Annotated in this window: 23 protein-coding genes; 7 read left to right on the forward strand and 16 right to left on the reverse strand. The window is 62.5% G+C overall.

Annotated features, from left to right (window positions below):
- Positions 1 to 33 precede the first annotated feature (33 nt).
- The 3 genes from rho (at position 34) to KAK11_RS07300 (ending at position 3,607) form a co-directional block, all read left to right on the forward strand.
- Positions 34 to 1,302: a transcription termination factor Rho gene (gene rho / locus KAK11_RS07290; RefSeq protein ID WP_210807711.1), complete on the forward strand. Its 1,269-nt coding sequence runs from the start codon at positions 34 to 36 to the stop codon at positions 1,300 to 1,302.
- A gap of 277 nt (positions 1,303 to 1,579) precedes the next feature.
- Positions 1,580 to 1,846, forward strand: a complete 267-nt coding sequence (locus KAK11_RS07295) for a type B 50S ribosomal protein L31 (RefSeq protein ID WP_210807713.1) — start codon at positions 1,580 to 1,582, stop codon at positions 1,844 to 1,846.
- Between the two features lie 93 nt (positions 1,847 to 1,939).
- Entirely contained in the window at positions 1,940 to 3,607 is a 1,668-nt protein-coding gene (locus tag KAK11_RS07300; RefSeq protein ID WP_210807715.1) for a glycosyltransferase family protein, read from the forward strand.
- A 135-nt stretch (positions 3,608 to 3,742) separates the two neighbouring features.
- Here the strand turns inward: KAK11_RS07300 and phoR are convergent, their stop codons facing one another.
- From phoR to pstS, 7 genes are all read right to left on the reverse strand, one after another.
- The gene (gene phoR / locus KAK11_RS07305) at positions 3,743 to 5,071 is read right to left on the reverse strand and encodes a phosphate regulon sensor histidine kinase PhoR (RefSeq protein ID WP_210807717.1); all 1,329 of its coding nucleotides are present in this window, start codon (positions 5,069 to 5,071) and stop codon (positions 3,743 to 3,745) included.
- A gap of 13 nt (positions 5,072 to 5,084) precedes the next feature.
- Positions 5,085 to 5,786, reverse strand: a complete 702-nt coding sequence (gene phoB / locus KAK11_RS07310) for a phosphate regulon transcriptional regulator PhoB (protein ID WP_210807720.1) — start codon at positions 5,784 to 5,786, stop codon at positions 5,085 to 5,087.
- Positions 5,787 to 5,811: 25 nt separating this feature from the next.
- Positions 5,812 to 6,525 (reverse strand): phosphate signaling complex protein PhoU, encoded by a 714-nt coding sequence (phoU, locus tag KAK11_RS07315; protein WP_210807722.1) that lies wholly within the window; start codon positions 6,523 to 6,525, stop codon positions 5,812 to 5,814.
- 15 nt (positions 6,526 to 6,540) lie between these two features.
- On the reverse strand, positions 6,541 to 7,326 hold the full coding sequence (gene pstB, locus KAK11_RS07320; protein ID WP_210807724.1) for a phosphate ABC transporter ATP-binding protein PstB: 786 nt from the start codon (positions 7,324 to 7,326) through the stop codon (positions 6,541 to 6,543).
- Positions 7,327 to 7,342: 16 nt separating this feature from the next.
- Positions 7,343 to 8,212, reverse strand: coding sequence for a phosphate ABC transporter permease PstA (gene pstA / locus KAK11_RS07325; RefSeq protein ID WP_210807726.1), 870 nt, complete (start codon positions 8,210 to 8,212; stop codon positions 7,343 to 7,345).
- A complete protein-coding gene (gene pstC / locus KAK11_RS07330; RefSeq protein ID WP_246498656.1) occupies positions 8,209 to 9,195 on the reverse strand; it encodes a phosphate ABC transporter permease PstC in 987 nt (328 codons plus the stop codon). Before pstC ends, pstA begins: the two co-directional genes overlap by 4 nt.
- A gap of 105 nt (positions 9,196 to 9,300) precedes the next feature.
- On the reverse strand, positions 9,301 to 10,338 hold the full coding sequence (pstS, locus tag KAK11_RS07335; protein ID WP_210807730.1) for a phosphate ABC transporter substrate-binding protein PstS: 1,038 nt from the start codon (positions 10,336 to 10,338) through the stop codon (positions 9,301 to 9,303).
- 299 nt (positions 10,339 to 10,637) lie between these two features.
- Here pstS and ppk2 point away from each other — a divergent pair, with 299 nt between their 5' ends.
- On the forward strand, positions 10,638 to 11,555 hold the full coding sequence (gene ppk2, locus KAK11_RS07340; protein WP_210807732.1) for a polyphosphate kinase 2: 918 nt from the start codon (positions 10,638 to 10,640) through the stop codon (positions 11,553 to 11,555).
- Positions 11,556 to 11,634: 79 nt separating this feature from the next.
- Here the strand turns inward: ppk2 and KAK11_RS07345 are convergent, their stop codons facing one another.
- A complete protein-coding gene (locus KAK11_RS07345) occupies positions 11,635 to 12,384 on the reverse strand; it encodes a UDP-2,3-diacylglucosamine diphosphatase (protein ID WP_310737762.1) in 750 nt (249 codons plus the stop codon).
- Between the two features lie 268 nt (positions 12,385 to 12,652).
- Between KAK11_RS07345 and KAK11_RS07350 the strand changes: the two genes are divergently transcribed.
- Together KAK11_RS07350 and KAK11_RS07355 are read left to right on the forward strand one after the other, a co-directional pair.
- Complete coding sequence (locus tag KAK11_RS07350) at positions 12,653 to 13,597, forward strand: porin (RefSeq protein ID WP_210807737.1); 945 nt, start codon at positions 12,653 to 12,655, stop codon at positions 13,595 to 13,597.
- Positions 13,598 to 13,768: 171 nt separating this feature from the next.
- Positions 13,769 to 14,599, forward strand: a complete 831-nt coding sequence (locus KAK11_RS07355) for a GNAT family N-acetyltransferase (RefSeq protein ID WP_210807739.1) — start codon at positions 13,769 to 13,771, stop codon at positions 14,597 to 14,599.
- 1 nt (position 14,600) lies between these two features.
- Here KAK11_RS07355 and glmM read toward each other — a convergent pair whose 3' ends face one another.
- From glmM to KAK11_RS07375, 4 genes are all read right to left on the reverse strand, one after another.
- Positions 14,601 to 15,944, reverse strand: coding sequence for a phosphoglucosamine mutase (glmM, locus tag KAK11_RS07360; protein WP_210807741.1), 1,344 nt, complete (start codon positions 15,942 to 15,944; stop codon positions 14,601 to 14,603).
- 71 nt (positions 15,945 to 16,015) lie between these two features.
- Entirely contained in the window at positions 16,016 to 16,855 is an 840-nt protein-coding gene (folP, locus tag KAK11_RS07365; RefSeq protein ID WP_210807743.1) for a dihydropteroate synthase, read from the reverse strand.
- A gap of 71 nt (positions 16,856 to 16,926) precedes the next feature.
- Complete coding sequence (ftsH, locus tag KAK11_RS07370) at positions 16,927 to 18,816, reverse strand: ATP-dependent zinc metalloprotease FtsH (RefSeq protein WP_210807745.1); 1,890 nt, start codon at positions 18,814 to 18,816, stop codon at positions 16,927 to 16,929.
- Positions 18,817 to 18,994: 178 nt separating this feature from the next.
- Positions 18,995 to 19,669 (reverse strand): RlmE family RNA methyltransferase, encoded by a 675-nt coding sequence (locus KAK11_RS07375; protein WP_210807747.1) that lies wholly within the window; start codon positions 19,667 to 19,669, stop codon positions 18,995 to 18,997.
- A 21-nt stretch (positions 19,670 to 19,690) separates the two neighbouring features.
- Here KAK11_RS07375 and KAK11_RS07380 point away from each other — a divergent pair, with 21 nt between their 5' ends.
- Complete coding sequence (locus tag KAK11_RS07380) at positions 19,691 to 20,182, forward strand: YhbY family RNA-binding protein (protein WP_210807749.1); 492 nt, start codon at positions 19,691 to 19,693, stop codon at positions 20,180 to 20,182.
- A 19-nt stretch (positions 20,183 to 20,201) separates the two neighbouring features.
- Here the strand turns inward: KAK11_RS07380 and KAK11_RS07385 are convergent, their stop codons facing one another.
- The 4 genes from KAK11_RS07385 to leuE all read right to left on the reverse strand — a co-directional run bounded on the left by KAK11_RS07385 (position 20,202) and on the right by leuE (position 25,213).
- Positions 20,202 to 20,654: a DUF4149 domain-containing protein gene (locus KAK11_RS07385; protein WP_210807750.1), complete on the reverse strand. Its 453-nt coding sequence runs from the start codon at positions 20,652 to 20,654 to the stop codon at positions 20,202 to 20,204.
- A 5-nt stretch (positions 20,655 to 20,659) separates the two neighbouring features.
- Positions 20,660 to 21,136, reverse strand: a complete 477-nt coding sequence (greA, locus tag KAK11_RS07390) for a transcription elongation factor GreA (RefSeq protein ID WP_210807752.1) — start codon at positions 21,134 to 21,136, stop codon at positions 20,660 to 20,662.
- A 112-nt stretch (positions 21,137 to 21,248) separates the two neighbouring features.
- A complete protein-coding gene (gene carB / locus KAK11_RS07395) occupies positions 21,249 to 24,524 on the reverse strand; it encodes a carbamoyl-phosphate synthase large subunit (protein ID WP_210807755.1) in 3,276 nt (1,091 codons plus the stop codon).
- A gap of 47 nt (positions 24,525 to 24,571) precedes the next feature.
- On the reverse strand, positions 24,572 to 25,213 hold the full coding sequence (leuE, locus tag KAK11_RS07400; protein ID WP_210807757.1) for a leucine efflux protein LeuE: 642 nt from the start codon (positions 25,211 to 25,213) through the stop codon (positions 24,572 to 24,574).
- Positions 25,214 to 25,221: the final 8 nt, after the last annotated feature.

Raw genomic sequence — 25,221 nt, forward strand, 5'->3', positions numbered from 1 at the left:
GGGCATGGCGGCACACCCAGAGGGTGATTTCCGATGCATTTATCTGAACTCAAGGCGCTCCACGTCTCGGCACTGATCGAGATGGGCGAGGCGCTGGAGATCGACAACGTCGCTCGCCTGCGCAAGCAGGAGCTGATGTTCGCCATCATGAAGAAGCGCGCCAAGGCAGGCGAGCAGGTCTTCGGCGACGGCGTGCTCGAAGTGCTGCCGGACGGCTTCGGCTTTCTGCGCTCGCTGGACAGCAGCTTCATGGCGTCCACCGACGACATCTACCTCAGCCCCAGCCAAGTGCGGCGCTTCAACCTCCACACCGGCGACATGGTCGAGGGTGAGGTGCGCGTCCCCAAGGACGGTGAGCGCTATTTCGCCTTGGTCAAGGTTGACCGCGTCAACGGCCTGACCCCCGAGGAGAACAAGCACAAGATCATGTTCGAAAACCTGACCCCGCTCTTCCCCAAGGAAGCGTTCAGGTTAGAACGTGAGGGCTTGAAGAAGGCCGATGACAACATCACCGGGCGCATCGTTGACCTGATCGCCCCCATTGGTAAAGGCCAGCGTGCCCTGATCGTCGCCCAGCCCAAGACCGGCAAGACGATCATGATGCAGAACTTGGCTCACGCCTTGGTGGCCAACCACCCGGACGTGCACCTGATCGTGCTACTGGTGGATGAGCGCCCCGAGGAAGTGACCGAAATGCTGCGCACCGTGCGCGGCGAGGTTATCTCGTCGACCTTCGACGAGCCGGCCGCCCGCCATGTGCAAGTGGCCGAAATGGTGATTGAGCGCGCCAAGCGCTTGGTCGAGCTGAAGAAGGACGTGGTGATCCTGCTGGACTCCATCACCCGCTTGGCTCGCGCCTATAACAACGTGCTGCCGTCGTCCGGCAAAGTGTTGAGCGGTGGTGTGGATGCCAACGCCCTGCAGCGCCCCAAGCGCTTCTTCGGTGCCGCACGCAATGTCGAAGAAGGTGGCTCGCTGACCATCATCGGCACCGCCCTGATCGACACCGGCTCCAAGATGGACGAGGTGATCTACGAAGAGTTCAAGGGCACGGGCAACTGCGAAATCCACCTGGATCGTCGCATGGCCGAGAAGCGGGTCTACCCGTCCATCCAGATCAACCGCTCGGGCACCCGCCGTGAAGAGCTGTTGCTGAAGCCTGAGATCCTGCAAAAGACCTGGATCTTGCGCAAGCTGCTCTACAACATGGACGAGATCGAGGCGATGGAGTTCATCCTCGACAAGATGAAGTCCAGCAAGACCAATCTGGACTTCTTCGAGATGATGCGGCGCGGCGGCTGATCGCCTGCTCGCGTCTGCACAGTAGGATTGACGCAAAGCGGGCGGGGCTAGGCGCGAAGGCGCAGACAGTACACCCCGTACGGCAAGCCAAAGCAACAAAGCCGCGCCTGTTTTGCGTAGGTCCTACATAGGCTATAATCCAAGGTTTTACCGTTGTCGGAAAGTGCGCCCACATGGGGTGGCGCGTGGCTCCCGGCTCAACAGCGCGTAAACAGCAAAGCAGCACAGCAATTTTGCGCTGCGCGACAAGGGGGCGCTTGACCGCGCCAATGAAGACATGAAAGACGGCATTCACCCGAACTACCGCGACGTTTGCTTCGTGGACCAGTCCAACGGCTTCAAGTTCGTGACGCGTTCTTGCGCGCCTAGCAAGGAAATGATCAAGCTGGAAGACGGCCGCGAAATGCCGTTGTTCAAGCTCGAAACTTCCAGCGAGTCGCACCCCTTCTACACCGGCACCCAAAAGAGCGTGGACTCGCTGGGCGGTCGCGTCGAGAAGTTCCGCAACAAGTTTGCGCGCGTCGGCATCAAGAAGTCTGCTTGAGTCTTGGCGCTCTCGCGGTAAAAAGGCAGCTCAGGCTGCCTTTTTTCTTGTCAGCATCGCCACACATCTGCCTCTCAGCTCTACACCCTTCCAGTGAGCCTCGCCACTCCTGCCCTCGTCACTCAGCGCGCCGCCGAGCGTTTGCCCCGGCTGGCACTGTTGTTGTTCTGCGCGGCCTATTTGCTGCCCGGGCTGATCGGCCGAGACCCCTGGCGCAATGCGGACCTGACGACCTACGCCACCATGTTGGCCATGGCCGAAGGCCGCACCTCGTGGTTGAACCCCATGCTGGGCGGGATTCCGGCTGACGTCGCCGTGTTGCCGCATGCGCTGGGCGCCTGGGCCATTCAAGCCCTCAGTCCCTGGCTGGACCCTGCCCTCGCCGCCCGCTTGCCCTTTGTCCTGCTGCTGGCCGGCACCTTGGCCCTGGTCTGGTATGCCACCTTTCACTTGGCCCGCACAGAGGCCGCCCAGCCCGTCGCCTTTGCCTTTGGCGGAGAAGCCGCACCGCTGGACTACGCTCGTGCCTTGGCGGACGGGGCTTTGCTCGCCACCATCGCAAGCCTTGGCTTGCTGCAACTGGGGCACGAGACCACGCCGGAGCTGGCCCAGTTGTGCGGCGTCGCGCTGTGGCTGTGGGCATTGGCTGCCGCGCCCTATCGTGAAGGCCGCAGCCGGGCCGTAGCCCTCCTGTCACTGCCCGCCTTGGCCAGCAGCGGTGCGCCGGCCATGGCAGTGGCCCTGGGCGCCGTCGCCTTGATGATCTGCGCGCGCTCAGCCTATCCGCAAGTCCACCGTCTAACCCTGTGGTGGCTGGCCTCGACCGCGCTCGCGGCACTGGCAGCCTGGGGCCTGGGGGCTTGGCACTGGCGGGTGCGCGCACCGGACAGCAGCAATGATGTCTTGGACATCATCAAGCTGTTGCTGTGGTTCCCGTGGCCACTGTGGCCCATGGCGCTCTGGACCCTCTGGCAATGGCGGCGCCAATGGCTGAGGCGCCATATCTCCATTCCACTGGGCGCTTTTGCCGTCGGGCTCATGGGCTGTTTGGTCATGGGCGGCTCCGACCGAGCCTTGATGCTGGCCCTGCCGGGCTTGGCGGTGTTGGCGGCCTTTGCGCTGCCCACCTTGCGCCGCAGCGCAGGGGCGCTGATCGACTGGTTCTCGGTCTTCTTCTTCAGCATTGCGGCATTGGCCGTCTGGGTGATCTATTCGTCCATGCACCTGGGCGTGCCTGCCAAGCCCCTGGCCAACATTCTTCGCCTCGCACCGGGCTTTGTGCCGAGCTTTTCAGCCTTGGCTTTGGGGGCGGCACTGCTGGGCACGGTGGCCTGGTTCTGGCTGGTGCACTGGCGCACCTCGCGGCATCGCCACCCTTTGTGGAAGAGCTTGGTCTTGCCCGCCAGTGGTGTGGCCCTGACCTGGCTCTTGACCATGACCCTGTGGCTGCCTGTGCTGGACTACGCCCGCAGCCCGCAGCCATGGGTGCAAGCCATTGCCAAGACCGTGCCCTCGGGCCAATGCGTACGGGCAGCCGGTCTCTCGCGGCCCCAAGTGGCGGCTCTGGAGGCCATGGGGGGCTATACCGTCCATTCGGCCGCAGACGCCCAGAGCGCCATGGCGGCTTGCCCGTGGTGGCTGCTGAACCTCCGCACAGACCAAGCCGCGCCGCAGGTGCCGGGCTGGACCTTGCAAGGCGAGGCACGGCGCCCGACCGACCGGCAAGAAAAGCTGTTGATCTTTCGGCAGTCTCAACCTTGAACGGCACAGAGGCAGCAGTGCTGCAGGCCTAGGGTCTGTTGACAAATAAACCTGCCCGCATGAGCCCAACAGGCCACGCCAGTCCAGGTGCGCTGCGAGCTGCAGATCGGCGCTTGCGCACCCGAACGGGGCCACTCAGTGAGCGTGAACCTCACGCTGCCGAACGCGCATGGCGGGCAGACTGATGATGAACTGAGAGCCCTGCCCCACCACGCTGTGGATGCGCAACTCACCGCCATGGCGCTGAGCCACGTGCTTGACGATGGACAAGCCCAAGCCCGTGCCACCGGTGTCTCGCGAGCGGCTGCTGTCCACGCGATAGAAGCGCTCGGTCAGACGAGGCACATGCTCAGCCGCAATGCCAGGGCCTGTGTCCACCACGGCAATCTCCAGCCCACCGTCTTCACGCTGTTGCGTGCTCACGGACACCTGGCCATGCTCTGGTGTGTAGCGCACAGCGTTGTTGACCAGGTTGGCCACCGCACTGAGCAACTCGCCCTCGTTGCCAGCCACTTCCAAGTCTTCACCCCAGTCAAAGCTCAAGGCATGGCGCCCGCTCGATAAAGCACGTGCATCTGATTCGACCTGTCGACCGACCCGATCCAGACGCCACCAGCTTTCCACCGCCGGCTTCGGGCTGCCTTCCAAACGAGCCAGCGTCAGGAGGTCCCCCACCAGCGCTTGCATGCGCTGAGTCTGCTGTCCCATCAAGGACAGCACACGCCGGCGCTCCTCGTCACTCAGCGGCAGGCTGACCATGGTCTCCACAAAGCCCGCCAGCACCGTCAATGGTGTGCGGATCTCATGCGACACATTGGCCACGAAATCGCGCCGCATCGCGTCCGCGCGCTCCCGCTCGGTCACGTCCTGCGTCAACATCAGGCGCTGGCCTTCGCCGTACGGCCGCAGCAGCACCGAGATCAAGCCTCGGCCCCCCACACCCGGAATCTGAACGGGCACCGACTGGGCGCCGCGCTCATGCAGTGCAGAGACAAAGGCTGGCGCCCGCACCAGATTGGTCACGCGCTGTCGAAGATCGCGCTGCGGATGAAGGCCCAGCTGATCCGCAGCCACCCGGTTCGTCCAGAGGATTTGGTCGTTGATGTCCAACAGCATCACGCCATTGGGCGAGGCTTCAATGGCTTCGAGAAACTGAGTCAAGCGCTCCTGCTCCCGCAAGGTCTCGCGCTCTCGGTTGCGCAAAGCGCGCTCCATGCGCAAACCTGCTTCACCCCACAAGCCCACCAAGGGCGGTGAGGCCTCTGCCATCGTGCCACTCAGCCAACTCATGAGGCGACCGGCGCGCAAGGTGTCCGCCAGTGTCCAAGCGGCCGACCCAGCCATGCCACCGAGCACCGCACCGAGAACCGGCCAGCCCCACTGGCGCCCCACCCAGGCGCCGACTAAGGCGCCCAAGCCCACCAGCAGCATGGGAACCAGGGCGCGAGGAACTAACCAAAACATAAGTGTCCGTCAGTCAGTCTATGCGCACACCAGCCTGAGCGGTCAGGCGATAGCCAGCCCCCCGAACGGTTTCGATCATGTGCGAGCACTGTCCCACCGCAAGCGCCTCCCGCAAGCGCTTGATGTGGACATCCACTGTGCGCTCTTCAATGAACACATGGTCACCCCAAACACGGTCGAGCAACTGCGCCCGGCTGTGCACCCGCTCGGCATGGCTCATCAAGAAGTGCAAGAGGCGGAACTCGGTCGGGCCCAGCTTCAACTCCTGCCCTTGAAAGCTCACGCGGTGCGTGGCCGGGTCCAGCACCAGGCCCGCGACGCTGACTGCTGCGTCCAGCGCTTCGGGCTGCCGCCGACGCAACACCGCGCGGATCCGCGCCAGGAGCTCATTCGGGGAAAACGGCTTGGTGAGGTAGTCGTCGGCGCCTGCATCCAGGCCCGCAATTTTGTCGGCTTCATCCGCCTTGGCCGTCAGCATGATGACTGGCAAGGCTCGGGTACGGGCATCTGCCCGCCAACGCCGAGCCAAGGACACGCCGGATTGACCGGGCAACATCCAATCCAGCAACACCAGTTCTGGCAGCACGCCATCGACAGCAGACTGAGCGGCCTCTGCCGTTTCCGCCAAGACCACTTTAAAGCCCGAGTGACGCAGATTGATGGCAATCAGCTCGCCGATCGCGGGTTCATCTTCAACGACCAGAATCGTAGTCATCGCCCTGTGACGCTCCGATGGAAGATCAACGATTCAGCGCCACGGACTCCACCGACTCCATCGAGTGGTGACGCACGTCGGTGCCCTTGACGATGTAGATGATTTGCTCGGCCAGGTTCTTGGCATGGTCGCCCACGCGCTCGATGGCCTTGGCCACAAACACCAGGTCGATGCTGGCCGAGATGGTGCGCGGGTCTTCCATCATGTAGGTGATGAGTTTGCGCATCAGGCCGTCAAACTCTTGGTCGATCTGGTTGTCACCCTTGATCACCTCCAAGGCCTGCACCGCATCCAGGCGAGCAAAAGCGTCCAGCGCCTTGCGCAGCGACGCGATGGCCAAGTCGGACTCAAACGAGACATCACCGGTGGGCAGACGCAGGCGGCTGAACACGCCGGTGTTGATCAAGCGTTGCACGGTGCGCGCAATACGAGCGGCTTCGTCGCCCACGCGCTCCAAATTGCCGATGGTCTTGGAGACGGCAATCAGCAAGCGCAGGTCGCGCGCGGTGGGCTGGCGCCGCGCAATGATGGCGGAGAGATCGGCGTCGATCTCCACCTCCATGGCATTCACGCGCTCTTCGATGGCCAACACCTGGGTCGCGGTTTCAGCACTGAAATGATTCAGCGCATACATGGCCTGGGCCACTTGGGACTCGACCAAGCCGCCCATCTCCAACACGCGGGTGGAAATGCTGGACAACTCGCTGTCGAATTGCGTAGAGAGGTGCTTATCGCTCATGGTTTATTCCCTGTCTCAACCGAAACGGCCGGTGATGTAGTCCTCAGTGTCCTTCTTCTTGGGCTTCATGAAGAGGTCACGCGTGGGGCCAAACTCGACCAGATCGCCGAGGTACATGTAGGCGGTGTAGTCAGAGACCCGCGCCGCCTGCTGCATGTTGTGCGTCACGATGACCACGGTGTAGTCTTCGCGCAGCTCGTGGATCAGCTCTTCAACCTTGCCGGTCGAGATCGGGTCCAGCGCCGAGCAAGGCTCGTCGAGCAGGAGCACTTCGGGCTTGATGGCAATGCCACGAGCGATGCACAGACGCTGCTGCTGGCCGCCCGACAGGCCAGAGCCGCTTTGGCCCAGCTTGTCCTTGACTTCCGTCCACAGCGCCGCCTTCTTCAGCGCCCACTCCACCCGCTCATCCATCTCCACGCGAGAGAGGTTCTCGAACAGGCGCACGCCAAACGCGATGTTGTCGTAGATCGACATCGGGAAGGGCGTCGGCTTCTGAAACACCATGCCCACCTTGGCGCGGATCAGCGAGACATCCAGCTTGCGGTCCAGCACGTTTTGGCCATCGACCAAGATGTCGCCTTCAGCGCGCTGCTCGGGATAGAGCTCGAACATGCGGTTGAAGGTGCGCAGCAAGGTGGACTTGCCGCAGCCCGACGGGCCGATGAAGGCGGTGACCTTCTTTTCGGGGATGTCCAGATTGATGTGCTTCAGCGCGTGGAAGCTGCCGTAATAGAAGTTCAGGTCACGGACCGCAATCTTGGCCTTTTCGGCCACCGGCCATTCAACTTTGGCGTCCATAGGGTTCACCTTATGTTCAGTGTTTGTTGCGGAAGAAAACCCGCGCAATGATGTTCAGCGCCAGCACGCCCATCGTGATCAGGAAGACACCCGCCCAAGCGAGCTTCTGCCAGTTCTCATAGGGGCTCATGGCGAACTTGAAGATGGTCACCGGCAAGCTGGACATGGGCTCACCCAAGCTGCTGGTCCAGAACTGGTTGGACAGCGCAGTGAACAGCAGCGGTGCGGTCTCGCCCGCGATGCGGGCCACGGCAAGCAGCACGCCCGTCACCACACCGGCACGAGCCGCCTTCAGGGTGATGCTGAGGATCACCTTCCACTTGGGCGTACCTAAAGCGTATGCCGCTTCACGCATCGCGTTGGGCACCAGGCTGAGCATGTTCTCCGTGGTGCGGATCACCACCGGGATCACGATCAAGGCCAAGGCCAAGATGCCCGCAAAACCGGAAAAGCTCTTCATCTTGGCCACGACCACCGCATAGATGAACAGGCCGATGACGATGGAGGGGGCCGACAGCAAAATGTCGTTGATGAACTGCGTGGCGCGGCCCAGCCAAGTGCGCTGGCCATATTCAGCCAAGTAGACACCGGCCATCACGCCGATGGGCGTGCCCAGCAGTGTGGCCAAACTCACCATCAGCAGCGAGCCAAAGATGGCATTGGCCAGGCCGCCCACCTCTTCTTGCGGCGGCGGCGTCATCTCGGTGAAGACCTGCCAGCTCAGGCCACCCAGGCCCAAACGGAAGGTCTCAAACAAGATCCACAGCAGCCAAAACACGCCGAAAGACATGGCCGCCAAAGACAGCGCCAAGGCCACCGCATTGATGCGCTTTCGGCTCTTGTGCCGCGCCATGCGCTCGGGCGCCAATTGGGTCAAGCTGCTCATGAGCGGCTCCCTTCGTTCTTCTTGAGTTGAGCCAGCATCAGCTTGGACAGCGACAGCACCACAAAGGTGATGAAGAACAGCACCAAGCCCAAGTAGATCAGCGAGGCCTGATGCAGGCCTTCACCGGCTTCGGCAAACTCGTTGGCCAAGGAGGAGGCAATGCTGTTGGCTGCCTCAAACAGCGACACCGAGTTGAGCTGGTTCATATTGCCGATCACAAAGGTGACGGCCATGGTTTCGCCCAGCGCCCGGCCCAAGCCCAGCATGATGCCGCCGACCACACCCGTCTTGGTGTAAGGCAGCACCACATTGCGCACCACCTCCCAGGTGGTGCAGCCCAAGCCATAGGCTGATTCCTTGAGCATGGGGGGCGTGACTTCAAACACGTCCCGCATGACCGACGCGATGTAAGGAATGATCATGATCGACAGAATGATGCCTGCCGAGAGCAAGCCAATCCCCACAGGAGGCCCCGCAAACAGCGCCCCCAGATAAGGCACGTCGGCAAAAGTCTTTTGCAGGGGGCCTTGCACATAGGTGGCCAGCAGCGGGCTGAACACCATCAAGCCCCACATGCCATAGACGATGGAGGGCACGGCGGCCAGCAGCTCCACGGCGGTGCCCAAAGGACGCTTCAGCCAATTGGGCGACAGCTCGGTCAAGAAGATGGCAATGCCGAAGCTGACGGGCACAGCAATGACCAAGGCGATGAGGGACGACACCAAGGTGCCGTAAATCATCACCAAGCCGCCGAACTTCTCTTGGACAGGATCCCAGTCACTGGTCCACAGAAAGGCCAGGCCGTACTCCTTGATGGCGGGCAATGCGCCGACCACCAGCGAGCCGATGATGCCCACCAGCAGCAGCAGGGTGAGCCAAGCCGCGCCGTGCGCCACCGCTGAAAACGCCTTGTCGGCCCACGGCAGACGGCGCACGCGATCAGTGGGATCACCACCGGGCGACACCTGCTCTTCAATGTTCATGGAGGGAAGTGGAGAGGCTGACACAGTCGTACTCATGCTGGGACTCCTGAATTCGCGACAAAGCGGGTGGCACTGACGCACCACCCGCCTTCAACGTGGAGTCGATTACTTGAACGCCACAGCCTTGCCAGCTGCATCCTTGATTTGCGACCACTGACGCTGGGCGACCAAGGCCTTCACCGAGTCAGGCAGCGGCACATAGTCCAGGTCATCCGCAGCCTTGTCACCGTTAGCAAAAGTCCAGTTGAAGAACTTCAGCACTTGGGTCGCCACTTCAGGCTTGTCCTGAGCCTTGTGCATCAGGATGTAGGTGGGGTTGGTGATGGGCCAAGCATCTTTGCCGGGCTGCTCGGTGGTGATCTGGTAGAAGGTCTTGTTCCAGTCAGCACCCGCCGCAGCCGCCTTGAAGGCCGTGTCGCTCGGGGGCACAAAATTGCCGTCCTTGTTCTTCAACAAAGCGAAGGTCATCTTGTTTTGCTTGACGTAGGCGTACTCCAAGTAACCGATGGAGTTGGGCAGACGCTGCACAAACGCAGCCACACCCTCATTGCCCTTGCCACCCGCGCCGGTGGGCCAGTTCACGGCCGTGCCGTCACCCACTTTTTCCTTCCACTCGGTGTTGACCTTGGAGAGATAGTTGGTGAACACAAAGGTCGTGCCCGAACCGTCAGCACGGCGGACCACTGAAATGTCTGCATCGGGCAGCGGCACACCAGGGTTCAAGGCGGCCAGCGCAGGGTCGTTCCACTTCTTGATCTTGCCCAGATAGATGTCACCCAGCAGTTGGCCGGTCAACTTCATTTGGCCCGGGGTGATGCCCTTGATGTTGACCACCGGCACCACGCCACCGATCACTGCAGGGAACTGCACCAAGCCGTCCTTGGCCAGGTCTTCGTCCTTGAGTGGCATGTCGGTAGCGCCAAAGTCCACCGTTTTGGCCTTGATCTGCTTGATGCCAGCGCCCGAGCCCACCGATTGGTAGTTCACACGAACACCGGTGGCCTTGTTATAGGCATCGGCCCACTTGGCATACAGCGGTGCGGGGAAGGTGGCACCGGCACCCGTCACTTCCTGCGCCAAAACAGCGGACCCGCTGACCAGAACCATGCTGGCGACGGTGAACTTTGCAAGGGTATTGAACATGTGTCAGACCTTTCTTCAGTGAATGCCACCGAGCAGAAGTGCTCGTGTTGGCCTGAACTGTAGGGGCGCCGTATGACAACGATGTGACAGATCCTGAGCCGAATGAAACCCCAACCTGCCTTGGGCCAATCCTGACATTGGATTGTTAAGTTATTGATTTATATAGGTTTCAAACCCATCAAGCAAGAATAACGCGCACCGCGCCCCGGCTGCAACCCTGCCCTGAAGTGTGTCACAGGCCTGAAATATGACAACGCTACTGTCACAGGACATCGCTAAATGACAGCCTAGGAAGAGCCATGCCTGAGATTGACGAGTCCATGATCCGCCGCATTCACCAAGACCTGCGCGACGACTTGGACGAAGAGTTGGAGCTGGAGTTTGAAGACCGCAGCATGGATCGCATTGCCAGCGAGATCGAAAGCCGCGACTTGAACACCCCCATGGTCGAGCGGCAGCTTTACTTTCGCGAGCTGTTCCGCTTGCAAGCCGAGTTGGTCAAGCTGCAGGACTGGGTCGTCGCCACCAAGCACAAGGTGGTGATCGTCTTTGAAGGCCGCGATGCGGCTGGCAAGGGCGGCGTGATCAAGCGCATCACCCAGCGGCTCAACCCGCGCGTCTGCCGCGTGGCGGCTCTGCCCGCACCCAATGACCGCGAACGCACCCAGTGGTACTTCCAGCGCTACATCAGCCACCTGCCCGCAGGCGGAGAGATCGTGCTGTTTGACCGCAGTTGGTACAACCGCGCGGGCGTTGAGCGGGTGATGGGCTTTTGCACCGATGACCAGTACGAAGAGTTCTTCCGCTCCACCCCTGAGTTTGAACGCATGCTGGTGCGCTCCGGCATTCAGGTCATCAAGTACTGGTTCTCGATATCAGATGAAGAGCAGCGCATCCGCTTCTTGGGCCGCATCCATGACCCGCTCAAGCAATGGAAGCTCAGCCCCATGGACTTGGAGTCACGCCGTCGCTGGGAGGACTACACCAAGGCCAAAGAGGTGATGCTGGAGCGCACCCACATTGAAGAGGCGCCGTGGTGGATCGTTCAGGCCGACAACAAAAAGAAGGCGCGCCTGAACTGCATCCATCACCTCTTGAGCCAGATGCCCTATGAAGAGGTCGATCACCCCGTGATTGAGCTGCCAGAGCGCCAGCGCCATGAAGACTATGAGCGCCGGCCGGCACCCCAAGAGTTGATCGTGCCCGAGGTGTATTGATCGGTTCGTTTGCTGGACCGTCGCTCCAAGCCAGTGGCATGAATGCCCTCGCCAGCGGTGTCTAGAGTCTGTTGACAGGTCAGTGATGCAGCATCTCCAAGCGGCCGTCCGCGTGCTCGACCAAGGCGGTGAGGCTCTCCACCCAATCGCCATCATTGCAATAGAGGATGCCGTCGATGGTGCGGATCTCGGCATGGTGGATGTGGCCGCAGACCACACCATCTACGCCGCGCTTGCGGGCCTCGCGGGCGACGGCGGCTTCGAAGTCGCTGACATAGCTGACGGCGCGCTTGACCTTGAGCTTGAGATAGCGCGACAGGCTCCAATACGGCAGACCTAAGCGCCCGCGCGCACGATTGAGCCAGCGGTTGACCTTCAGCGTGGTCTCGTAGGCCACGTCGCCCACATAGGCCAGCCACTTGGCGCATTGGATGACGCCGTCGAACAAGTCGCCGTGGGTGACCCACAGGCTGCGGCCATCGGCGGTGTGGTGAATGCAGTCTTCCACCACATCCACACCGCCGAAGTTGTGCGCGACATAGCGGCGCGCAAACTCGTCGTGATTGCCCGGCACAAAGATCACCTTGGTGCCTTTGCGCGCCTTGCGCAGTATCTTCTGCACCACGTCGTTGTGGGCCTGCGGCCAATACCAACTTCGGCGCAGCTGCCAGCCATCAATGATGTCGCCCACCAAATACAGCGTGTCGCACTCCACGGTCTTCAAGAAGTTCAGCAAGGCCTCGGCCTGGCAGCCCGGAGTGCCCAGGTGCAGATCGGAGATCCACACGGTGCGGACGCGCTGAGTCGGGTGGTCGGCCACATCATCCATGCCTTGTCTCCTGTGCATGGTGGGCCATGATGAAAGGCGGACATGACATGGCTGTGAATCACGTGCACCCAGGTGCCGACGCATCTCTTGACTCGGCGCCTGCCACCCCCTTGTGACGCAAGCATGACAGGCGGCAATGCCCTGCCGGGCACACCCGGCATTGCGGACTGTCACGAAAACATGCAGTGAGGCTGCCTAGAGTGACGGGGTCAACGCGACACAAGGCTGCCTCTTGTGCCGCCCGTGCTTTCAACCGCTAGGAGAACTCATGAAGCAACACACTCTCGCTCTGGCCGTGCTGGCCTTGGCCGCCACGGCCGCCGTCAGCGCACAGGCTCAATCCAACGTCACGGTCTATGGCCGGGTCGACCTCTCGATCGCCCAGCAAGTGGATGCAGTCAAGAACCTGGAAGTGCGCAATGGCTCGGGCAGCCGTTTGGGCTTTCGCGGCACCGAAGATTTGGGCAGTGGCCTGAATGCGGTGTTCCACATTGAGCACCGCTTCAACGCCCAGGACGGCAGCGTGGCCAACACCAGCCGCTTCTGGGAAGGCAAGGCCATCGTCGGCCTGCAAGGCGCTTTCGGCCGCGTGACCCTGGGCCGTGAAGAGAACCCCGCCTACACCTTCAGCCAAGGCCCCGCGGACCCCTGGGGCACCGACACGGTGGCCAGCAACGGCAGCATCGTGGCCGGCCGCATTGGCAGCACACGCTACAGCAACTCGGTGAACTACCGCTATGACATGGGGGCCTTCAGCGTGGGCGCCCAGATGGCTGAAAGCAATGGCGGTGAGAAGCGCCCCTTCAGCTTGGGTGCCGCCTACAAGGACAAGACCTTGGTGCTGGGCCTGGGCTACGAGAACCCCACCGACAAGGACGACAACTGGACCACGGTGAACGGCGAATACAACTTTGGCATGTTCAAGGCTGGCGCCTTCTTCGGCACGGGCAAGAACACCTCCGCTCAAAAGCACCAAGCTTGGATGCTGAGCGGCAAGGCCATGATCGGTGGCGGCGAAGCCCGCCTGAGCTATGGCCAACTGAAGAACACGACCACCAATGTGGTGGCCGACAAGCAACTCAGCCTGGGCTATCACTACGCGCTGTCTAAGCGCACCACGGTGTACGCCGACCTGACCACAGAGAAGCGTGACGCTATCCCTAGCGATCGCCAGAAGACCGGCTACGACGTCGGCATCAAGCACAACTTCTGATCCGGGCGCTTTCGCTTCTTCGCACTTTCTTTCGTCGTTGGGCAGCCGCTGGGCTGCCCTTTTTTTTGGTCTCGCGAATGCGGCCTCTGGCGCCTTGGGGGCGATGACGGTCATCGCATTGACATGCAGGCTTCATGCGCTGGTCATGGCCGCACGCGAGCATGACGGCTCATGAACACACTGCACTTCGCCGCACCGTCTCCCAACGCTGCTCTGCAGCCTGGACAAGCCCCACAGCCCTCTGCTGCGCCCCTCACAGAAGCGCCGGCTCTAGAGGTCTGTTGGGCCCGCCATGAGGACGAGGTGCGCCAAGCGCAGCGCCTACGCTTTCGCGTCTTTGCCGAAGAGATGGGGGCCAAGCTGAGCTGCCCGCCAGGCACGCCTGACGGGCTGGATGTGGACGCCTTTGATGCGCATTGCGAGCACCTCTTGGTGCGCACCCGTGAGACGGCGCAGGCCCCCGCTGAGGTGGTGGGCACCTATCGCGTGCTCACCCCCGCCGCAGCACGGCGCGCTGGTGGCCTCTACAGCGACCAAGAGTTTGATCTGAGCCGCCTGGACGCGCTGCGGCCTCATGTGGTGGAGCTGGGCCGCTCGTGCACGGCGCCCGCGTGGCGCAGCGGTGGGGTGATCTTGATGCTGTGGGGCGCTTTGGCGGACTTCATGCTGCGCAATGGCCTGCAGGCCACCTTGGGTTGCGCCAGTGTGCCGATGCAAGACGGTGGACATAGCGCGGCCAGTCTCTGGCAGCAACTGAGCCAGAGCCATCTGCACCCCGAGGGCGTGGTGGCGACGCCCCGCCTAGCACTGCCGCTGGAACATCTGCGCAGCGACTTGACCGTCACGGCGCCGCCGCTGATCAAGGGGTACTTGAAATGCGGCGGCAAGGTGCTGGGCCCCCCAGCGTGGGATCCCGACTTCGGCATGGCCGACCTGCCCATCATGCTGACCCTGGCCGACTTGCCCGAAGCGTATCGACGGCGTTTCAGCCGCGCGGCATGAATCAGCTTTTTGCGGCGAGATCCGCCAGGCGCTGAGCCTGCGCCTTGGCCACGGCCGCATCTTGGGCCTCGACCATCACGCGCAACACCGGCTCGGTGCCCGAGGCGCGAATCAGCACCCGGCCCTTTTGGCCCAGCTCAGCCTTCACGGCTTCGATGTCAGCCTTGAGGGCGGCGTTGCGGGTCCAGTCGGCACCGGCTTGCAGGCGCACATTGATCATGGTCTGGGGGAACAGCGCTACGCCTTCGAGCAATTGGGCCACGGTCTTGCCGCTGCGCTGCACGGCCTGCAGCACCTGCAGGGCGCTGACGATGCCGTCGCCCGTGCTGTGGCGGTCCAGGGCCAAGAGGTGGCCCGAGCTTTCGCCGCCCAGCAACCAGCCGCGCTCGATCAGCGACTCCAACACATAGCGGTCGCCCACCTTGGCGCGCACCAGTTCGACGTCTTGCGCCGCCAAGGCCACTTCAATGGCCATATTGGTCATCAAGGTGCCCACCACGCCCGGCACCTTCTCGCCCTGGGCCAAGCGGTCTTGCACCATCACATAAAGCAGCTCATCGCCGTTGAAGAGTCGGCCTTCGCGGTCCACCAATTGCAAGCGGTCGGCGTCACCATCCAGCGCAATGCCAAAGTCGGCGTTGTGCTGCTTGACGGCGTCGACCAGCGCTTGCGGGGCCGTGGCACCCACCTTGTCGTTGATGTTGGTGCCGTTGGGCGACACGCCAATGGCGGTGACCTTGGCCCCCAACTCATGGAACACCGCCGGGGCCACGTGGTAGGCCGCGCCATGAGCGCCATCGACCACCAGATGCAGACCTTTGAGCGAGAGCTCGCCGCTGACGCTGGCTTTGCAAAACTCGATGTAACGGCCAGCGGCGTCGTCCAGACGCTTGGCCTTGCCCAAGCTGGCCGAATCCGCCCATTGCGGCGGCTCGTTCAGGGCGGCTTCAACAGCCAGCTCCCAGGCATCAGGCAGCTTGGCGCCCTTGGCTGAGAAGAACTTGATGCCGTTGTCGGGGTAAGCATTGTGCGAGGCGCTGATGACCACGCCCAAGTCCAGACGCAGGGCGCGGGTCAGGTAGGCCACGCCTGGGGTGGGCAGCGGGCCGGTGAGCAGCACATTGACGCCCGCAGAGGCAAAGCCCGCTTCCAGCGCCGACTCCAGCATATAGCCCGAGATGCGGGTGTCTTTGCCGATCAGCACAGTCGGGTGCTTGCCCTCGCCAGCCTCTTGCCGCAAGACACGGCCCACGGCATGGCCCAAGCGCAGTGCAAAGTCTGCGGTGATGGCGCCCTGCCCCACTGTGCCGCGAATACCGTCGGTGCCGAAATACTGGCGTGTCATACCTACTCCTGTGATGCTGGGCAGTTGAGTGACCGTGGTGGGCGACGGCCCGACCCTGCCTTGTGTTGTCTCTATGGGATATTGTCGATCAGCCCGGCTGCAGACCAGACTTTCACGGCGTCCACCGTCGGAGCGACATCGTGCACCCGCACAATGCGCGCCCCACGCTGAATGCCGGCCAATGCGGCAGCGACGGAGGCAGCGACCCTCTCGTTCACGGGCTTGCCGGTGATCTCGCCCAAGGTGCGCTTACGCGACCAGCCTATCAGCAGGGGCCGTCCCAGGGCTGACAGCGCGGCCTGGCCGCGCAGCAAGTCGAGGTTGTGTGTTGCGGTTTTGCCAAAGCCGTAGCCCGGATCCAACGTGATGCAGTCTTCGGGCACACCGGCTTTCAGGGCGGCAGCCAGCCGGGCGGCCAGAAACTGCTGCACTTCGGCCACCACGTTTGCGTAGTGCGGGGCTTGCTGCATGGAATGCGGGTCGCCCTGCATGTGCATGAGGCAGACACCCACGCCCGGATGCGCAGCCACCACGTCCAAACTGCCAGGGCTTTGCAGCGCGCGCACATCGTTGATGATGTCGGCGCCGGCGTCCAGCACCGCGGCAATCACCTCGGCACGGCTGGTGTCCACAGAAACAGGCACGCCCAGCGTCACCGCATGCCGCACCACCGGCAGCACCCGCGACAGTTCTTCCTCGATGCTGGGCGTTTGCGCACCGGGTCGGGTGGACTCGCCTCCAATGTCGAGGATGTGCGCGCCCTCGCCCAGCAACTGCTCGCAGTGCGCCATCGCAGCGGCACTGCTGGCATGCCGGCCGCCGTCCGAGAACGAATCGGGCGTGACATTGACGATGCCCATCACCTGAGGACGGCTCAGGTCCACGCGAAATCGTCGAGTCTGCCACCACATCTGCACACCTCCCTGGAAATGAAGAACGGGGCCCGAAGGCCCCGTGGGTGTCTCAAGCCTCAAGGGCAGACTCAGGCGGCCGCCGGCGCGCTGTCCGGGTTCACCGGGGGCGTGGGGCCTGTGCCCGAGCCGCTGGACGATGATGTCCAATCCTTGGGCGGACGCGGCGGCTTGTCTTGCATGATGTCGTCGATCTGGTCGGCGTCAATGGTTTCCCAATCCAGCAAGGCTTTCGCCATCGCGTGCATCTTGTCGGCATGCTCTTCGATGAGCTTGCGGGCAATGCCGTACTGCTCGTCGATGATGCGGCGCACCTCGGCGTCGACCTTGCGCATGGTCTCTTCCGAGACATTGGTGGTCTTGGTCACCGAGCGGCCCAGGAAGACTTCGCCTTCGTTCTCGGCGTAGACCACAGGGCCTAAGGAATCCGACATGCCATAGCGCATGACCATGTCACGGGCGATGGAGGTTGCACGCTCGAAGTCATTGCTGGCGCCAGTGGTCATTTGGTTCATGAACACTTCTTCAGCAATGCGGCCGCCAAAGAGCATGGAGATCATGCTGAGCATGCGAACCTTATCGGTGCTGTAACGGTCTTTCTCAGGCAGCGACACCGTCACCCCCAAGGCACCACCACGCGGGATGATGGTGACCTTGTGCACCGGGTCCATTTTGGGCAGCAGGCGGCCAATCAAGGCGTGGCCCGCCTCGTGGTAGGCCGTGTTCTTGCGCTCTTCTTCGTCCATGACCATGGACTTGCGCTCGGTGCCCATGATGATCTTGTCTTTGGCGCGCTCGAAGTCGATCATCTCGACCACCCGGCCATTGCGGCGCGCCGCAAACAAGGCGGCCTCATTGACCAAGTTCGCCAGATCAGCACCCGAGAAACCCGGCGTGCCACGGGCCAGCACATCGGCCTTGACGTCGGTGCCCACCGGCACTTTGCGCATGTGGACGTTGAGGATCTGCTCGCGGCCACGGATGTCCGGCAGCGTGACGTAAACCTGGCGGTCGAAACGGCCCGGACGCAGCAAGGCGGGGTCCAGGATGTCCGGGCGGTTGGTGGCCGCCATCACGATGACGCCGAGGTTGGTTTCGAAGCCGTCCATCTCCACCAGCATCTGGTTGAGGGTCTGCTCACGCTCGTCATTGCCGCCACCCAGGCCTGCACCACGGTGCCGGCCCACCGCATCGATTTCATCGATGAAGATGATGCAAGGCGCGCTCTTCTTGGCCTGCTCGAACATGTCGCGCACGCGGGCCGCGCCCACACCGACGAACATTTCGACGAAGTCGGAGCCGGAGATGGTGAAGAAAGGCACTTTGGCCTCGCCGGCGATGGCCTTGGCCAGCAAGGTCTTGCCCGTGCCCGGAGGGCCAACCAGCAAGACGCCGCGTGGGATGCGGCCGCCCAGCTTTTGAAACTTCTGGGGGTCTTTCAGGAAGTCGACCAGCTCTTTGACTTCTTCCTTGGCCTCATCGCAGCCCGCCACATCGGCAAAGGTGGTGGCGTTGTTGGCCTCGTCCAGCATGCGCGCTTTGGACTTGCCAAAGCTGAATGCGCCGCCCTTGCCGCCACCCTGCATTTGACGCATGAAGTACACCCAAACGCCGATTAAGAGCAGCATGGGGCCCCACGACAGCAACAAGCTGGTGAGCAGGGATTGCTCTTCTTCAGGCTTGGCCGTGACCTGGACACCGTACTTCATCAGGTCGTTGACCATCCACAGATCGCCCGGGCTGGTCAGCGTAAAGGGCTGGCCACCGTCGGCCGGGCTGACCTTGAGGGTGCGGCCTTGAACTTCAACCCGCTTGATCTTGCCCTGGCGAGCGTCTTCAAGGAACTGGGTGTAGGTCACCTGCTCGTTGGCGCGGGGCTTCTCGAACTGCTTGAAGACAGTGAAAAGCACGAATGCTATGACCAGCGAGAGTGCGACCTTTGAGAGCCACTGATTGTTCACCGAGGTTCCTTCATCGAAAGCGTGGCATGCGACCGGACTTCAGACAAAGTCGGCTCGCAGCACACCAAGTGGGATTGATTCTAGACGAGTCAATCCCCGCTAGCCCTGAAGTAAATCAGAGCAACCTCACCCTTTTCAGGGGAGATGAGGCGGATATCTTGGGCTGTTTGGCTCAGTTTCAAGCCTTCTTCAAGCCTATGCCGATCAGAAAGGTTTCGGCGGACTTGTCGCGCGACGACTTGGGCTTGAGCGGCTTGACCACCTTGAAGTGCGCCTTGAACAGGTCTACCAACTGCGTGTAGCCGCTGCCGTGAAACACCTTGGCCACCAGCGCACCTTGGGGTTTGAGGTGGTTTTGGGCGAAATCGATGGCGAGTTCAATCAAATTGGCGACGCGGGCGCCATCGGTCACCGCCACGCCCGAGAGGTTGGGGGCCATGTCAGACACCACCACATCCACCGGACGGCCCGCCAACAGAGCTTCAAGCTGGCCCAGCACCGCTTCTTCGCAAAAATCGCCCTGGATGAACTGCACACCGTCGATGGGCTCCATCTCCAGCAAGTCCAGCGCAATGATGGTGCCGTCCAGCTCGCCCGTCGCCGCTCCGCCCACCCCTGCGGTCTTGGGCGCAAAGCGCCGCCGCAGGTATTGGCTCCAAGCGCCAGGGGCTGAACCGAGGTCCACCACCACTTGGCCGGGCCTGAACAGATGAAAGGTCTCGTCGATCTCTTTGAGTTTGTAGGCGGCACGCGCCCGGTAGCCCTCTTTTTGGGCCAGCCTCACATAGGTGTCGGTGACATGGTCGTGCAACCAGGCCTTGTTGAGCTTTTTGCTTTTGGTTTGGGTTTTCATGAAGGAAGGGATAATACGGGAATGCCTGCGATTCAACTCACGCCCGCCGACCGCAAGGACAAGCGCGGCCAAGCCCACCATCTCAACCCGGTCGTCATGATCGGCAATGATGGCCTGACACCTGCCATCCTCAAAGAGTGCGATGCTGCCCTGAAGGCCCACGGCCTGATCAAGGTGCGCGTCTTCTCGGATGACCGCGAAGCACGAGGCGCCATGCTCGACGAGCTGGCCGACAAGCTCAGTGCCGCTCCGGTCCAACACATCGGCAAGCTGCTGGTGCTGTGGCGCCCTCTGCCGGACAGTGCCGCAGAGCCCGCCCATGACGGCGGCACAAAAGGTGGAGCGGCACCGCGCACGGTGCGCTTGGTGACGTATTCCAAGTCAGGCCACTCGCGGCCAGAGATCAAGAAAGTTCAGGTCTTGGGCAACGAGCGGATCACCGCCGGTGGCCAGATCAAGCGCGCCAAGGCTCGCGTCGTGAGCGCCAAGAAGAAGGCGCTCAACAGCAAGTAAGCACAGGGCGCGGGCCTGCTCAACGCTCGGCCGTTTGGGCAGCGCGCCACGCCAGCGCCAGCACGGCCAAGATCTTGATGCCAAACAGCCCCAAGCTGATGGCGTGCAATTGGCCAAAGCTCAAACGCCCTTGCCCGGCTTTGGCGGCTGCCATTTCAGGCTGCAGGGCGTAATAGCCCAGCACCGTGCAGAAAATGGCCAGCAAGGCCAAGCCCATCTCCACGCTGAATTGGCTGCCTTCGGGCTTGGTTTGCGCGGCACGGCGGCGCTCTAACACCAGCAGCACGGCCCCCAAGAACACCGCCACCGAAGCCTCTCGGGCAAATACGTGCCCCACCACCCGGCCCGCCTCCGCGCTGCTGAGCACGGCGAATGGCGCGGGGGTGGCCACCAGCGCGACACACAGCAAGAGCCCAGCCCACAGGCCGGGCAACAAGCGCCGCAGCAGCTCAGCCCAAGCGTCCAAACGCATGAGGCTTAGATGTAGCGAACGGCCATGACTTCGTAGCTGCGCACGCCGCCCGGCGCCTTCACTTCCGCCACATCGCCGACCTCTTTGCCAATCAAGGCGCGCGCGATGGGCGAGCTGATGGAGATCATGCCCTGCTTCAGGTCGGCTTCATCGTCGCCCACGATTTGGTAGGTGACAGCGTCGCCGCTCTCTTCGTCCTCCAAGTCGACCGTGGTGCCAAACACAATGCGCCCCCCCGCGTCCAGCGTGGCCGGGTCAATGATTTGGGCTGCAGCCAGCTTGCCTTCGATTTCGAGGATTCGGCCTTCGATGAAGCCCTGCTTGTCCTTGGCAGCGTCGTACTCCGCGTTCTCCGACAGGTCACCCTGGGCGCGCGCCTCGGCAATGGCCTGGATGACCGCGTGGCGCTCCACAGACTTGAGTTGATGCAACTCGGCCTTCAGCTTTTCAGCGCCGCGCTTGGTCAGGGGAATGGTGCTCATGTCAGCAAAAGTCTTAGGTGAATGAAAACCGCCGCCTCTGAAGCCCAAAGGGCGTGGAGGCGGCGGCAATGGCGCGGAGTTTAAGCCAGATCGGGCCTGAGCCCGGCAAGCTTTAGACGAGCGACAGGTGCAACTCTTGCAAAGACACCACGTTCAGGTCGTCTTGATGCTTCAGCGCTTCGGTGGCGGCTTCGCAGCCGGCCATGGTGGTGTAGTAGGTCACACGGTTGGCCAGGGCCGCCGTGCGGATGTAGCGGCTGTCGGCGATCGCCGTGCGGGTCTCGTCCACGGTGGTGAACACCAGTTGAATCTCACCCGCCTTGATCAGGTCGGCAATGTGCGGCCGGCCGTCTTTGACCTTGTTGACCACCTTGACCGGCACGCCAGCGGCAGCAATGGCTGCGGCCGTGCCCTTGGTAGCCACCACGTCAAAGCCCAGGTCCACCAACTCGGAGGCGATCTTGACGGCGCGGTCCTTATCGTTGTTCTTGACGGTGATGACCACAGTGCCCTTGGTGGGCAGGCGGCTGCCGGCCCCCAACTGGCTCTTGAGCATGGCTTCGCCGAAGGTCATGGCCACACCCATGACCTCGCCGGTCGAGCGCATCTCAGGCCCCAGGATCGGGTCCACGCCCGGGAACTTGTTGAAGGGGAACACGGCCTCCTTCACGCTGTAGTAGGGCGGGATCACCTCGTGCGGCGCCTTGCCGCCCATGCCGACCTGATCTTTCAGCAACTGGCCGGCCATGCAGCGTGCGGCAATCTTGGCCAGCGGTTGGCCCGTGGCCTTGGAGACGAAGGGCACGGTGCGCGAGGCGCGGGGGTTCACTTCGAGCACATAGACGATGGCGTCGGCGCCCTCGCCCTGGATGGCGAACTGCACGTTCATCAGGCCGACGACCTTCAGGGCCTTGGCCATCTCGGCCGTCTGGCGACGCAGCTCGTCTTGCAAGGCGGCGGGCAGTGAGTACGGCGGCAGTGAGCAGGCCGAGTCGCCGGAGTGCACACCGGCTTGTTCGATGTGCTCCATGATGCCGCCGATCATCACCGCGCCCGAGGCGTCGGCGATGCAGTCCACGTCGACTTCGATGGCGTCATCCAAGAAGCGGTCCAGCAGGACGGGCGACTTCTCAGAGACACGCACCGCTTCGCGCATATAGCGCTCCAGGTCCTTGTCGCCGTGCACGATTTCCATCGCCCGGCCACCCAGCACATAGGAGGGGCGAACCACCAGAGGGTAGCCAATTTCTTGGGCCAGCTTCAGCGCCGCTTCTTCGGTGCGGGCCGTGCGGTTGGGCGGCTGCTTCAGGCCCAAGGTGTGCAACAACTGCTGGAAGCGCTCGCGGTCTTCGGCCACGTCAATGCTGTCGGGCGTGGTGCCAATGATGGGCACGCCGGCACGCTCCAAGTCCAGCGCCAACTTCAGCGGGGTCTGGCCGCCGTACTGCACGATCACGCCGACGGGCCGCTCCTTGGCGACGATCTCCAGCACGTCTTCCAGGGTCACCGGCTCGAAGTAGAGGCGGTCCGAGGTGTCGTAGTCGGTGGAAACCGTCTCAGGGTTGCAGTTGACCATGATGGTCTCGTAGCCGTCTTCGCGCATGGCCAGCGCAGCATGGACGCAGCAGTAATCAAACTCAATGCCCTGACCAATGCGGTTGGGGCCACCGCCCAGGACCATGATCTTTTTCTTGGTGGTGGGCTCGGCTTCGCACTCTTCGTCGTAGGTCGAGTAGAGGTAGGCGGTTTGTGTGGCGAACTCGGCCGCACAAGTGTCCACACGCTTGTAGACCGGGCGCACGTTCAGCGCATGGCGCTTCGCGCGCACCTCGTGCTGGTTGGTGCCCAGGAGCTTAGCCAAGCGGCGGTCCGAGAAGCCCTTGCGCTTCAGGAAATAGAGCTCGTCGCGGCTCAGGCTCTCCAGCGTGCGGCCAGCCAAGGCCTGCTCCGCTTGGATGATCTGCTCGATCTGCGCCAGGAACCAGGGGTCGATGGCGGTCTCTTCGAAGATCTCTTCCAAGCTCATGCCAATGCGGAAGGCATCACCCACGAAGAGGATGCGCTCGGGGCCGGCTTCGCCAATCTCCTCGATGATCTCTTCGCGGTCGGTGCTGCGCTCGGTCAGGCCATCGATGCCGGTTTCCAGGCCGCGCAAGGCCTTTTGGAACGACTCCTGGAAGGTTCGACCCATGGCCATCACCTCCCCCACAGACTTCATCTGAGTGGTCAGGTGAGCGTCGGCCGCCGGGAACTTTTCAAAGGCAAAGCGTGGGATCTTGGTGACCACATAGTCGATGCTGGGCTCGAAGGACGCGGGCGTGATGCCGCCGGTGATGTCGTTCTTCAGCTCATCCAGGGTATAGCCCACCGCCAGCTTGGCAGCGATCTTGGCAATCGGGAAACCCGTGGCCTTGGAGGCCAGCGCAGACGAGCGCGAGACACGCGGGTTCATCTCGATGACCACCATGCGGCCATCGCGCGGGTTGATGGAGAACTGCACGTTGGAGCCACCGGTGTCTACACCGATCTCGCGCAAGATGGCGATGGAGGCGTTGCGCAGCAGTTGGTACTCGCGGTCGGTCAAGGTCTGAGCCGGGGCCACGGTGATGGAGTCACCGGTGTGGATGCCCATCGGGTCCAGGTTCTCAATGGAGCAGACGATGATGCAGTTGTCGGCCTTGTCGCGCACAACTTCCATCTCGTACTCTTTCCACCCCATCAGCGACTCTTCAATGAGCAGCTCATTGGTCGGCGAGAGGTCCAAGCCGCGCTTGCAAATCTCTTCAAACTCTTCGGGGTTGTAGGCAATGCCACCGCCCGTGCCGCCCAACGTGAAGCTGGGGCGAATGACCATGGGAAAGCCAGAGCCGCCGATGTCGGCTTGTATGCTTTTTTGCACCGCCCACGCCTCTTCCATCGAGTGCGCGATGCCCGACTTGGCCGAGCCCAGACCAATCTTGGTCATCGCGTCTTTGAACTTCAGGCGGTCTTCGGCCTTTTCAATGGCGTGCTCATTGGCACCGATCATCTCAACGCCGTATTTGGCCAATACGCCGTGGCGGTGCAGATCGAGGGCGCAGTTCAGCGCGGTTTGGCCACCCATGGTGGGCAGCACCGCCATTTTCTCGTCGGGGTGCGCAGCGCGTTCTTTGGCGATGATGCGCTCGACGACCTGCCAAGTGATGGGCTCGATGTAGGTCGCATCGGCCGTGTTGGGGTCGGTCATGATCGTCGCCGGGTTGGAGTTCACCAACACCACGCGGTAGCCCTCTTCCCGCAAGGCCTTGCAGGCCTGGGCGCCGGAGTAGTCGAACTCACAGGCCTGGCCAATGATGATCGGGCCCGCGCCGATGATGAGGATGCTTTGTAGGTCTGAACGCTTAGGCATGATCGAGAGTCTTGTGAATATTGTTGTTGGCCAAGGCTGATGCGGGCTCAGCCCAAGCTGGCCGTGGCCAGCTTGGCACCAAAACCGAGAAAGAGTGCACCCACGCCCGAGGCCGCCACGCTGGCCGCACGGCGCCGGGCGGCAAAGGCTTGGGCCAGGCGCGCGCCCGCGAAAATCAGCACCGAGAGATACACCGCGCTACACACTTGGGCGATGGCCCCCAGCGCCAAAAAGGTCAGGCCCGGCCAGGCATAGGTAGGGTCGACAAACTGAATGAAGAAGGACACGAAGAACAAGATGGCCTTGGGGTTCAGCAGGCTGATGACCAGCGCCTTGCGAAAGGGCTGGCTCAAGTCCGCTGACGCCGTGGGCTCGGCGCTCACCTCACCCCGCCAGCGGCGCACCGCGCCGATGAGCAACTGCAGGCCGATCCAGGTCAGGTAGGCCGCACCCACCATCTTGATGACGATGAAGAGCGCCGGCAGCGCCTTGAGCACCGAGGCCGCCCCCAAGGCGGCCAGCAGCATCAGCACCGCATCGCCGACAAACACGCCACACGCCCCGGCATAGCCGGCCTTCACCCCGCGCCGTGCGGCCACAGACAGCACGAACATGGAGTTGGGGCCTGGCAAGAGCACGATGGCAATCGTGCCCAAGACGTAGGTGGACAGGTCGGTGATGCCGAACATGGCGCCGC

It is taken from the genome of Ideonella paludis, assembly GCF_018069865.1.
GTDB lineage: Bacteria > Pseudomonadota > Gammaproteobacteria > Burkholderiales > Burkholderiaceae_C > Ideonella > Ideonella paludis.

What these genes read in the sequence shown, in the direction of transcription:
- KAK11_RS07385 (WP_210807750.1), bottom strand. Translation starts at nt 20,654, where the DNA reads ATGCGTTTGGACGCTTGGGCTGAGCTGCTGCGGCGCTTGTTGCCCGGC.
- pstA (WP_210807726.1), bottom strand. Translation starts at nt 8,212, where the DNA reads ATGAGCAGCTTGACCCAATTGGCGCCCGAGCGCATGGCGCGGCACAAG.
- rho (WP_210807711.1), top strand. Translation starts at nt 34, where the DNA reads ATGCATTTATCTGAACTCAAGGCGCTCCACGTCTCGGCACTGATCGAG.
- KAK11_RS07295 (WP_210807713.1), top strand. Translation starts at nt 1,580, where the DNA reads ATGAAAGACGGCATTCACCCGAACTACCGCGACGTTTGCTTCGTGGAC.
- KAK11_RS07355 (WP_210807739.1), top strand. Translation starts at nt 13,769, where the DNA reads ATGAACACACTGCACTTCGCCGCACCGTCTCCCAACGCTGCTCTGCAG.
- phoU (WP_210807722.1), bottom strand. Translation starts at nt 6,525, where the DNA reads ATGAGCGATAAGCACCTCTCTACGCAATTCGACAGCGAGTTGTCCAGC.
- phoR (WP_210807717.1), bottom strand. Translation starts at nt 5,071, where the DNA reads ATGTTTTGGTTAGTTCCTCGCGCCCTGGTTCCCATGCTGCTGGTGGGC.
- phoB (WP_210807720.1), bottom strand. Translation starts at nt 5,786, where the DNA reads ATGACTACGATTCTGGTCGTTGAAGATGAACCCGCGATCGGCGAGCTG.
- greA (WP_210807752.1), bottom strand. Translation starts at nt 21,136, where the DNA reads ATGAGCACCATTCCCCTGACCAAGCGCGGCGCTGAAAAGCTGAAGGCC.
- pstB (WP_210807724.1), bottom strand. Translation starts at nt 7,326, where the DNA reads ATGGACGCCAAAGTTGAATGGCCGGTGGCCGAAAAGGCCAAGATTGCG.
- KAK11_RS07380 (WP_210807749.1), top strand. Translation starts at nt 19,691, where the DNA reads ATGCCTGCGATTCAACTCACGCCCGCCGACCGCAAGGACAAGCGCGGC.
- pstC (WP_246498656.1), bottom strand. Translation starts at nt 9,195, where the DNA reads ATGAACATTGAAGAGCAGGTGTCGCCCGGTGGTGATCCCACTGATCGC.
- carB (WP_210807755.1), bottom strand. Translation starts at nt 24,524, where the DNA reads ATGCCTAAGCGTTCAGACCTACAAAGCATCCTCATCATCGGCGCGGGC.
- ppk2 (WP_210807732.1), top strand. Translation starts at nt 10,638, where the DNA reads ATGCCTGAGATTGACGAGTCCATGATCCGCCGCATTCACCAAGACCTG.
- pstS (WP_210807730.1), bottom strand. Translation starts at nt 10,338, where the DNA reads ATGTTCAATACCCTTGCAAAGTTCACCGTCGCCAGCATGGTTCTGGTC.
- KAK11_RS07350 (WP_210807737.1), top strand. Translation starts at nt 12,653, where the DNA reads ATGAAGCAACACACTCTCGCTCTGGCCGTGCTGGCCTTGGCCGCCACG.
- folP (WP_210807743.1), bottom strand. Translation starts at nt 16,855, where the DNA reads ATGTGGTGGCAGACTCGACGATTTCGCGTGGACCTGAGCCGTCCTCAG.
- leuE (WP_210807757.1), bottom strand. Translation starts at nt 25,213, where the DNA reads ATGTTCGGCATCACCGACCTGTCCACCTACGTCTTGGGCACGATTGCC.
- glmM (WP_210807741.1), bottom strand. Translation starts at nt 15,944, where the DNA reads ATGACACGCCAGTATTTCGGCACCGACGGTATTCGCGGCACAGTGGGG.
- KAK11_RS07345 (WP_310737762.1), bottom strand. Translation starts at nt 12,384, where the DNA reads ATGGATGATGTGGCCGACCACCCGACTCAGCGCGTCCGCACCGTGTGG.
- KAK11_RS07375 (WP_210807747.1), bottom strand. Translation starts at nt 19,669, where the DNA reads ATGAAAACCCAAACCAAAAGCAAAAAGCTCAACAAGGCCTGGTTGCAC.